5 protein-coding genes and 4 pseudogenes are annotated in these 10,396 nt (G+C 65.2%); 4 read left to right on the top strand and 5 right to left on the bottom strand.

Annotated elements, in window-relative coordinates:
• The 3 genes and pseudogenes from RHBS_RS17875 to RHBS_RS17865 form a co-directional block, all read left to right on the top strand.
• Window positions 1–269 (top strand): annotated as a pseudogene (locus RHBS_RS17875) (RidA family protein); the annotation flags it as partial.
• Between the two features lie 39 nt (window positions 270–308).
• Window positions 309–1,799, top strand: a complete 1,491-nt coding sequence (locus tag RHBS_RS17870; RefSeq protein ID WP_121873212.1) for an ABC transporter permease subunit — start codon at window positions 309–311, stop codon at window positions 1,797–1,799.
• A pseudogene (locus RHBS_RS17865) lies at window positions 1,796–2,541 on the top strand (amino acid ABC transporter ATP-binding protein). The gene RHBS_RS17870 and the pseudogene RHBS_RS17865 overlap by 4 nt, the downstream one beginning before the upstream one ends.
• Before the next feature lie 26 nt (window positions 2,542–2,567).
• Here the strand turns inward: RHBS_RS17865 and RHBS_RS17860 are convergent.
• The 4 genes and pseudogenes from RHBS_RS17860 to RHBS_RS17845 form a co-directional block, all read right to left on the bottom strand.
• Window positions 2,568–4,645 (bottom strand): annotated as a pseudogene (locus tag RHBS_RS17860) (xanthine dehydrogenase family protein molybdopterin-binding subunit).
• The gene (locus RHBS_RS17855) at window positions 4,642–5,637 is read right to left on the bottom strand and encodes a xanthine dehydrogenase family protein subunit M (RefSeq protein ID WP_121873215.1); all 996 of its coding nucleotides are present in this window, start codon (window positions 5,635–5,637) and stop codon (window positions 4,642–4,644) included. Before RHBS_RS17855 ends, RHBS_RS17860 begins: the two are co-directional and overlap by 4 nt.
• Entirely contained in the window at window positions 5,634–6,134 is a 501-nt protein-coding gene (locus RHBS_RS17850) for a 2Fe-2S iron-sulfur cluster-binding protein (RefSeq protein ID WP_121873216.1), read from the bottom strand. Before RHBS_RS17850 ends, RHBS_RS17855 begins: the two co-directional genes overlap by 4 nt.
• A 104-nt stretch (window positions 6,135–6,238) precedes the next feature.
• Complete coding sequence (locus RHBS_RS17845) at window positions 6,239–8,014, bottom strand: DEAD/DEAH box helicase (protein ID WP_121873568.1); 1,776 nt, start codon at window positions 8,012–8,014, stop codon at window positions 6,239–6,241.
• A gap of 310 nt (window positions 8,015–8,324) precedes the next feature.
• Here RHBS_RS17845 and RHBS_RS17840 point away from each other — a divergent pair, with 310 nt between their 5' ends.
• Window positions 8,325–10,112, top strand: coding sequence for a long-chain fatty acid--CoA ligase (locus tag RHBS_RS17840; protein WP_183130508.1), 1,788 nt, complete (start codon window positions 8,325–8,327; stop codon window positions 10,110–10,112).
• A gap of 61 nt (window positions 10,113–10,173) precedes the next feature.
• Here RHBS_RS17840 and RHBS_RS17835 read toward each other — a convergent pair.
• Window positions 10,174–10,396 (bottom strand): annotated as a pseudogene (locus tag RHBS_RS17835) (hypothetical protein); the annotation flags it as partial.

Genomic DNA, 10,396 nt, shown 5'->3' with positions numbered 1-10,396 from the left:
TCGCGCGACGCGGCTCTCGCCGTGCTGGCAGCCTCGCCCGTGCGATCGGTGACCTCGATCGAATCAGCGCATGGCTGACCGTGACCGGATCGGTCAACGCCGACCACGGATTCACCCAGACCACCACCGTCGTCAACGGCTTCTCGGATCTGGTGCTCGCCATCTTCGGTCCGGAGATCGGTGCCCATGCCCGCACCGCACTCGGGGTGGCTGCACTGCCGATGAACAACACCGTGGTGGTGTCAGCGGAACTGGAGATGGACGGGTAGGTTCTGCTCCACTCGTACATACGGCGAAAGCGGGCGCAGATGGTGCGCAGATCGATTCTTGCTCTGGTCGCGATCCTCATCGGCATCCTGGGATTGTCCGGCTGCAGCTCGTCCTCCCAGTCATTGCCGGACCGGGTGAAGGACGAGGGCGTACTGGTCGTCGGCACCGAGGGCACCTACAGCCCGTTCACCTATCAGGGCGGCGACGGACAACTCACCGGATACGACATCGACGTCATCAACGCCGTCGGGGCCGAGTTGGGCGTACGCGTCGACTTCGTGCAGACCCCGTTCGACTCGATCTTCGCCGGTCTGCAGTCCCAACGCTTCGACCTCATCGCCAACCAGGTCTCGATCACCCCGGCGCGCCAGTCGGCCTACGACCTGTCCACGCCCTACACGGTGTCGGAAGGCCAGATCCTCACCGCCGCAGACGACTCCACCATCACCTCTCTCGCCGACCTGGCGGGCAAGACCACTGCCCAGTCCTCGACGAGCAACTGGGCGGAGGTCGCGGCGGACGCGGGCGCGAACGTCGAAGCCGTCGAGGGATTCGTCCAGGCGGTCACGCTCGTCAAGGACGGCCGCGTCGACGCCACCGTCAACGACTCCCTCGCCATCGCCGAGTACCTGCAGCAGACCGGCGACACCGGAGTGAAAATCGCCGGCGAGACCGGCGACACGACCCTGCAATCCTTCGTGGCCCGCAAGGACAGTGGGCTGATGGACGAGGTCGACACCGCCATCGACACACTCCGCGAGAACGGCACCATCGCCGAGATCTCGAACAAGTACTTCGGCAGCGACGTCGCAGCACCGACCGCGGACACCGTGGTTCCGGAGAGCGATGACGCGGGTTCCACGGCACCGTCCAAAACGCAGCTCGTTCTCGACAACCTGTGGCCGATGCTCAAAGCCACGGTGACCATGACGATTCCGCTGACCGCCATCAGCTTCGTGATCGGACTCGTGATCGCTCTCGCGGTGGCGCTCGCTCGCATCTCGTCGATCACGCCGCTCGCTGCGGTCGCCCGGTTCTACGTCTCGATCATCCGCGGCACTCCGCTGCTGCTGCAGCTGTTCATCATCTTCTACGGGCTACCGCAATTCGGCATCGTGATCTCGCCGTTCCCGGCCGCAGTGGTCGCGTTCTCGCTGAATGTCGGTGGCTACGCGGCCGAGGTGATTCGTGCCGCGATACTGAGCGTGCCCAAGGGCCAGTGGGAGGCCGCACAGACCATCGGGATGGGATACCGAACCACGTTGCAGCGCATCGTGCTTCCACAGGCACTGCGCACCGCAGTACCGCCGTTGTCGAACACGCTGATCTCGCTGGTCAAGGACACCTCGCTCGCATCGACCATCCTCGTGACCGAGCTGCTACGGGTCGCGCAACTCGCGGCGGCACCGACATTCGACTTCTTCACCCTGTACACCGTTGCGGCGCTCTACTACTGGGTGATCTGCATCGTTCTCTCGTTCTTCCAAGGCAAACTCGAAGTCCGACTCGACAGGTACGTGGCCAAATGACAGACCTGCTGGAAGTATCCGCACTGAAGAAATCGTTCGGGCCACTCGAGGTGTTGAAGGACATCTCGTTCGGCGTGCCATCCGGCACCGTCACCGTCATCATCGGCCCCTCCGGATCCGGCAAGACCACGGTGCTGCGCACTCTGAACGCACTCGATCAGGCCGACGCAGGCCTCATCCGCATCGGGGACGTGTCGGTGGATTTCGCTCAGCCGGTCGGCGCGGCGCAGCTCCGGCACTTCCGCGCCCAGAGCGGCATGGTGTTCCAGAGCCACAACCTGTTTCCACACAAGACGGTACTGCAGAACATCATCGAGGGACCGGTGATCGTGCAGAAGCGCGCCAAGGACGACGCCATTCGCGACGCGCACGCAATCCTCGATCAGATCGGTCTCGACGCCAAATCCGACCAGTACCCGTTCCAGCTCTCCGGAGGCCAGCAACAACGCGTCGGAATCGCCAGAGCTCTTGCGCTGCGCCCCAAGCTGATGCTGTTCGACGAACCTACCTCGCTCTCGATCCCGAACTCGTCGGCGAGGTACTGGCCGTGATCAAAGGCCTTGCCGCGCAGGGCTGGACGATGGTGATCGTCACCCATGAAATCCGCTTCGCGCAGCAGGTAGCCGATCAGGTGCTGTTCATCGAGAACGGCGTCGTCCTCGAACGAGGAACGCCGGAGCAGGTGCTGGTGAACCCGACCGAGCCGCGTACCCGCCAGTTCCTGCAACGGATATTGGCCTAGCGGCCAGTGGAGTGGTTGAGTGCCGCCTAGGGCACTTGATCACTCCACTGCGTCAGCACCTTGTCCAGGGTGATCGGCAGGTCGCGGACTCGGACGCCGGTGGCGTTGTAGACGGCATTGCCGATTGCCGCCGAGGATCCGACTGCGCCGATCTCACCGATTCCCTTGCCGCCCATCGGCGCGAGTTCGGTGTCGACCTCCTCGACCCACATGGCCTCGAGATCGGTGACGTCCGCACACGCCGGGATGTGGTACTCCGCGAGATCGTGATTGGCGAACCCGCCGAACTCGTGATCGGTGATGCCGTTCTCCATCAGCGCCATGCCGAGTCCGAACGTCATGCCGCCGATGAGCTGAGACCTCGCCAGCCGCGGATTCATCACCGCGCCGATGCCGAACACCCCGAGCATCCTGCGCACTCGGACCTCACCGGTGTCGATGTCGACGGCGACCTCGGCGAATTGAGCGCCGAACGCCATGCGCGCCAGCTCCTTCTGGCCCTCGACGTCGTCGGTGGTGTCGGCCTCGGCCGAGTTTCCCGGCTCGTACGAACCCTGCGCCTTCAAGGAGTGGCAGACCTTGGTGACGGCCCAGCCCCACGACGAGGTACCGGAGGACCCACCGGCTCCGGGAGCCGTCGGGAGCGCACTGTCTCCCAGGGCCAGAACCACGGTGTCCGCGTCGACCCCGAGGGCATCGGCCGCGATCTGGCGCAGCACGGTGCGCGCGCCGGTTCCGATGTCCGACGCAGCCACGGACACCGTGATGGTGCCGTCCTGCTCCACTCGCGCCGACGCGGTACTCGGTGAGATCAGCACCGGGTAGCTCGCCGTCGCGACTCCCATTCCGATCAGGGTGTTGCCCTCTCGACGCTGACCGGGCGCGGAATCGCGGCGGTCCCACCCGAACTTCTCGGAACCCTCGCGAAGGCACTGCACCACGCTGCGTGAGCTGAACGGGTTGCCACTGGCGGGATCGACGTCCGGCTCGTTGCGGATACGCAGTTCGATCGGATCGATGCCGGTGGCCACCGCCAATTCGTCGATGGCCGTCTCGACGGCGAACATGCCGGGCGCTTCGCCGGGTGCCCGCATCCACCGCGGCGTTCCGACGTCCAGCTGTGCGAGTCGGTGGGTGGTGCGACGGTTCGGGGCCGCGTAGATGTGGCGAGTGGATTCCGAAGTGTGCTCGCAGAACTCGAAGATCGTGCTGGTCTGCTGAAACGAATCGTGCACGATCGATTGCAGCGTGCCAGCCGAATCAGCGCCAAGCCGAACGTGGTTGAGCGTCGGGGTTCGGTAGCCGACGAGATCGAAGAGCGCCTGCCTCGGCAGCACCAATTTGACGGTGCGCCCGGTGGCTCGCGCGGCCATCGCCGCAAGGATCACGTTGGCCGAGAGCTGCCCTTGGCTCCGAATCCACCGCCGACGTTCTCCGCGATCACGCGAACGTTCTCTGGCTCGAGGTCGAATGCCGTGGCGAGGTCGCCCTGAACACCGGACGGTGCCTGCGTCGAATCCCACACCGTCAGAATGCCGTCGGACCACTGCGCCGTGGTGGCGTGCGGTTCCATCGGACTGTTGTGCATCGGCGCGGTGGAGTACCAGTGGTCGACGAGGTGCTCGGCCGATGCCAGCGCCGCGTCGGGATCGCCGACGGTGACGTCGGTGGGAAAGCCCGCGTTGACGGACTCGGGTGCGTACAGCGTGCTGTGCTCGGCCGTCAGACCGTTGTCGGGCGAGCGCACATCGGCGTAGTGCACGTTAACTCGGGCTGCGGCGGCGCGGGCGTCCTGGAGAGTGTCGGCCAGGACGACTGCCACGATCTGACCGCGATAGGCGACGGTGTTCGACTGCAGCACATGCAGTTCGGCGTCCTCGAGATCACCCAGTTGCTCGGCGTTGCCGTGCCACAGCACTGCGTGAACCGCGGCGTCGGCGTCCAGTTCGACACGTTCGACCGAGCCCGCAGGAATTGTCGCGGGCACGTACCAGGCGAACAGCTGCCCGACGGCCGGCGGCTGCTCGGCGGCGTACCGAGCCCGGCCGGTGACCTTCGCGATCGATTCGGTGCGCTGAATCGGTTGTCCGATAGATGCCGTCATGACCGATCTCCCGAATTCGTGAGTTCGACCAGGGTGCGGGCGACGAGGTTGGTCACCAGTGGAACTTTGAACGCGTTGTCGCGCAACGGCTCTGCTGCATCGAGTTCGAGTGCGATCGCCCGCCGGAACGACGCCTCGTCGGCGGCCGCGCCGAGCAGCGTGTGCTCGGCCGTTCGGGCCCGCCATGGTTTGTGCGCGACACCGCCCAGCGCGATCGACACCCCACGCACGATCCCGTCCTCGACGTCGAGAGTGGCGGCGACCGAGGCGATCGCAAATGCGTAGGACTGCCGATCCCGAACCTTGCGGTAGGTGGAGACGGTGCCGTCCGCCGGTGCCGGAATCTCGATGGCCGTGACTATTTCGTCTCGCGCCACCGTGTTGTCGCGCTCGGGCGCGTCACCGGGGAGCCGGTAGAAGTCATCGATCTCGACGATGCGCTCACCGTCGACCCCACGTACGACGATGCGAGCATCGAGCGCCGACAACGCCACCGCCATGTCCGAGGGGTGCGTCGCGACGCACGACGGGGAAGCTCCGAGGATCGCGAGATTCCTGTGCTCACCGGTTCGGGCCGGGCAGCCCGAGCCCGGTTCGCGTTTGTTGCACGGCTTCGATACATCCATGAAGTACACGCACCGGGTGCGCTGGAACAGGTTTCCGCCGGTGGTGGCCATGTTGCGCAGCTGACCCGAGGCACCGGAGAGCACCGCCCGTGAGAGCACCGGATAACGCTGACGCACCACCGGGTGCACCGCGAGATCACTGTTGCTCACCCCGGAACCGACACGGAGCGAGCCGTCATCGGATACGTCTATGTCGTGCAACGGAAGTCGCGTCACGTCGATCAGCGTCGTCGGGCCTGCGACTCCGAGCTTCATCAGGTCGACGAGGTTGGTTCCCCCGCCGAGCAACATCGCGTTCTCGTTGTCGGCGAGGCGGGCCACGGCGTCGTCGACGGCGGTGGCTGCGTCGTACTCGAAGGTCTTCACGACGCGTCCCGTACGGCCGACACGATATTGCAGTAGGCACCGCAACGACAGAGGTTGCCGCTCATACGTTCTCGCACTTCATCGGAATCGAGTTCGACGTCGGCGGCCTCGATGTCCTCGGTGACCGCGCTGGGCCAACCCTGCTTGGCCTCTTCGATCACCGCGACCGCCGAACAGATCTGCCCGGATGTGCAGTACCCGCACTGGAAGGCGTCACGATCGACGAAGGCCTGCTGAACCGGATGCAGCGTGTCCCCATCGGCCAGCCCTTCGACCGTGGTGATGTCGCGATCCTGTTGCGCAACTGCGAACGTCAGGCAGCTGTTGATCCGCCGTCCGTCGACCAACACCGTGCAGGCTCCGCACTGCCCGTGGTCACACCCCTTCTTCGCCCCGATCAAATCGAGGTTCTCCCGGAGAGCGTCGAGAAGGGTGGATCGGGTATCGCAGTCGATCTCGCGATCGGTCCCGTTGACACGGAGGGTGACGTTGGTCATGCACGGGCGGATACCCGAGGCCAGGGCCGCCAAACGCTCACGATGGGGTCGTGCGCGGAAATTCGTAGTGGGCTACGAGTTGCCGCGCACGTGCGCGTAGCGCTCTAGCGCCTGCCCTTGTACTTCCCGCCGCCGCTGCGTCCGGGAGGACCGGAATCGGGCTGCAGTTGGATCAACACGCCACTGATGCGGGTGCGGCGCAACGCCTCGACCGTCTCGTCAGCGAGGTCGGCCGGCAACTCCACCAACGAGTGGTCGGGACGAATGCTGATGTGCCCGAAGTCGCTTCGACGCAGACCGCCCTCGTTGGCGATGGCACCGACGATCGCTCCCGGGGCGACGTGATGCCGCTTGCCGACGCTGATGCGGTACGTCGCCATCTCTTGGCCCGTCTTGCGGTGATGCGAGCTGGCCGCATCCTCGTCGAACGTCCGCGGCGGCCGCGGTTCGCGAGGCTCACGGGGTGCACGCGGCGGGGCAGGTGGTTCGGGCTTGAGCAAGAACGCTTCGCCGTCGCGGGACTGAATGGCCAGCGCTGCCGCGATGTCGACCAGGGGCACGTCGTGCTCGCGCTCGTAGTCCTCGATGAGACGACGGAACAGCGCCAGGTTCTCGTTGCCCAGGCTCTCGGTGATGGAGTCCTTGAACTTCGTCACGCGCTGCGCGTTGACGTCGTCGACGCTCGGGAGCTGCATCTCGGTGATCGGCTGACGCGTCGCACGCTCGATGGCCTTGAGCAGGTGCCGCTCGCGCGGTGCGACGAACAGCAGAGCCTGACCGGCCCGGCCCGCGCGACCGGTACGGCCGATGCGGTGCACATAGGACTCGGTGTCGTGCGGGATGTCATAGTTGATGACGTGCGAGATGCGGTCGACGTCGAGACCGCGGGCCGCGACGTCGGTGGCGACCAGGATGTCGATCTGACCGTTCTTGAGCTGCCCGATGGTGCGCTCACGCTGGGCCTGCACGATGTCGCCGTTGATCGCAGCGGCCGAGAAGCCCCGTGCGCGCAGCTTTTCGGCGAGTTCCTCGGTGGCCTGCTTGGTGCGCACGAACATGATCATGGCCTCGAACTCTTCGACCTCGAAGATTCGAGTCAGTGCCTCGAGCTTGCGCTGATGGGCCACCTGGACGTACCGCTGGGTGATGTTCGGTGCCGTCGACGTCTTGGTCTTGACGGTGATCTCCACCGGGTCGTGCAGGTACTGCTTGGAGATCTTGCGGATCGCGGCAGGCATCGTGGCCGAGAACAGCGCCACCTGCTTGTACTCCGGGGTATCGGAGAGGATGCGCTCGACATCCTCCTGGAAGCCCATCTTGAGCATCTCGTCGGCTTCGTCGAGCACGAGGTACTCGAGCCCGGACAGGTCGAGGGTGCCCTTCTCGAGGTGGTCGATGACGCGACCGGGGGTACCGACGATGATCTGCGCGCCCTTGCGCAGCCCGGAGAGCTGGATGCCGTACGCCTGACCGCCGTAGATCGGCAGGATGTGCAGACCGGGAATGTGGGTGGCGTACTTGCCGAACGCCTCGGCGACCTGGAGCGCGAGCTCGCGGGTCGGGGCCAGCACCAGTGCCTGCGGTACCCGACGCGAGACGTCGAGACGCGACAGGATCGGCACCGCGAACGCGGCGGTCTTGCCGGTTCCGGTCTGCGCGAGTCCGACGACGTCGTTGCCTGCCATCAGCGGCGGAATGGTGGCCGCCTGAATGGGCGACGGGCTCTCGTAGCCCACGTCACGCAGGGCCTTCAGGACCCGCTCGTCGATCCCGAGATCGGCGAAAGTGATGTCGTCACCCGTCGCCGAGGACGACTCGCTCGCGCGGACCGGAGCGGAGGCGGACTCATGAGGGGGCGAATTCGTCTCGTCGGACGTCACGGCGGCATCCTGTTCAGTTTCTGAAGTGCTCATATGTCGACAGAGTTTAGTACCTGCTCGGGCCCTGCGAACCCTTCTACGCTGATCAGGTGACGAAAACGGTCGAGACGGCATGCGGTGCGAGCGGCATCACACCGGCGACCCGACACCCGAACCCGCCTGCAGGCGGTTAAGTTGTACCCCGAGTCACACTCAACCACCCCGGACTCGCGGCAAAGTCGACAAACCGGACACCCCGGATGGTGCGCCACGGCCTCGAATGTGATGAAATGCACAACTACCACGCTATTTATCCGTAAGGGGTCCAGCAGTGCGCGAATATTCTGTGCCGGCGTCGTTCACCATTCCTGACGACGCATCCATGGCCGACACCGTCTACAGGTACGAGAAGGAATCGCCCAACTTCGTACCGTTCCAACGTTTGGAGAACGGTAACTGGACCGACATCACCGCAGCTCGGTTCGCGACAGAGGTCGCGGCAGCAGCCAAGGGACTGATCGCCTCCGGTATCGAACTCGGCGACCGCGTCGCCATCCTCAGCGCGACGCGCTACGAGTGGGTCGTCCTCGACTACGCCATCTGGTCCGCGGGCGGATGCACCGTGGCGATCTACGAGACCTCCTCCGCCGACCAGGCGCAGTGGATTCTCGAGGACTCCGCCACCAAGCTGCTCGTCGTCGAGACCGCAGCGCACTCCTCGAACCTCAAAGAGGTCACCGAAGGTGCCAAGGATCTGCGTGAGGTTCTGCAGATCGACGCCGGAGCCATCGAAGAACTGACCACCCGAGGTGCCGGGGTCAGCGACGAGGATCTGCATGCACGACGCCATCAGGTCAGCGCGGCATCGCCGGCGACCCTGATCTACACCTCGGGCACCACCGGCCGCCCCAAGGGTGTTCAGCTCACGCACGCCAACTTCTACGCCGAGGTTCAGGCCACCCAGATCGCGCTGCACGACTCGATGAAGGAGGGCAACCGCACACTGATGTTCCTCCCGATGGCGCACGTGTTCGCCCGCGCCGTGTCGTTCGGCTCGTTCGAGTCCAAGGTCACCGTCGGACACACCTCGGACGTGACGACGCTGGTGGATCAGTTCGCCGTGTTCAAGCCGGACTTCATCCTGTCGGTGCCGCGCGTGTTCGAGAAGGTCTACAACTCGGCCAAGCAGAAGGCGCACGACGGCGGCAAGGGTTCGATCTTCGACAAGGCCGCCGCGACGGCCATCGAGTGGAGCGAGGCCCAGGAGAAGGGCGGAGCCGGGCTGGTTCTGAACCTCAAGCACACGGTGTTCGACAAGCTCGTGTACTCCAAGCTGCGCGCAGCACTCGGCGGCAACTGCACCCGCGCGGTGTCCGGCGGCGGACCTCTCGGTGCCCGCCTCGGCCACTTCTTCCGCGGTGCAGGCGTCCCGGTCTACGAGGGCTACGGACTGACCGAGACCAGCGCGGCCATCACCGTCAACACCACCAAGGACCAGCGCGTCGGCACCGTCGGCAAGCCGATCGACGGCCATTCGGTGAAGGTTGCCGAAGACGGTGAACTGCTGCTCAAGGGACCGGTCGTGTTCAGCGGCTACTGGCACAACGAGAAGGCCACGGCCGAGGCCATCGTCGACGGCTGGTTCCACACCGGCGACCTCGGCGCGATCGACCAGGAGGGTTACGTCTCGATCACCGGCCGCAAGAAGGAGATCATCGTGACCGCGGGCGGCAAGAACGTTGCCCCCGCAGTGCTCGAGGACGCCCTCCGCGCGAACGCGATCATCAGCCAGTGCCTCGTCGTCGGCGACGCCAAGCCGTTCATCGGTGCGCTCATCACCCTCGACCCGGAAGCACTGCCGGGCTGGCTCGAGCGGCACAACCTGGCCGCGGACATTCCGTTCTCCGAATTGTCCAAGAACGCCGAGATGGTCGCCGAGATCGACAAGGCCGTCGCCGAGGCCAACAAGAAGGTCTCGAGCCCGGAACAGATCAAGAAGTACACGATCCTCGAGAACGACTTCACCGTCGAAACCGGTGAGCTCACCCCGACGATGAAGCTCAAGCGCAACATCATTCACACCGAGCGTGGCAGCGACATCGAGGCCATCTACTCGTAGATCGACCACACAGAGAAAGGGCCCGGCGCGATTCTCGCGCCGGGCCCTTTCTCTGTCGGTGTCAGGACATGTGGTCGTCGAGGAACTCCGCCACCACCGACGTCACCTGCAGGTGGATCTTCTCGTGCAGCAGGTCGTGCCCACCGTCCTCGAATTCGCGCAGGGACGCGTCGGGAACGCCGCCGATCCACTCGCGCACCGCATCGATCGGAGCCAGACGATCGTCCACGCCGTGCACGGCAGAAGCGGAATCACGTTGTCGGCGAGGTCGGTGACCGAGCCGG

The sequence above is a fragment of the Rhodococcus sp. BS-15 genome (assembly GCF_000813105.1).
In the GTDB taxonomy this organism is placed as follows: Bacteria; Actinomycetota; Actinomycetes; order Mycobacteriales; family Mycobacteriaceae; genus Rhodococcoides.
The sequence above is the reverse complement of the archived record's forward strand: the minus strand, read 5'-3'. Positions and strand labels throughout refer to the sequence as shown.

Bases quoted from the DNA above. Each gene is read 5' to 3' on its own strand.
- RHBS_RS17870 (WP_121873212.1), top strand. From the start codon at position 309: ATGGTGCGCAGATCGATTCTTGCTCTGGTCGCGATCCTCATCGGCATC.
- RHBS_RS17850 (WP_121873216.1), bottom strand. From the start codon at position 6,134: ATGACCAACGTCACCCTCCGTGTCAACGGGACCGATCGCGAGATCGAC.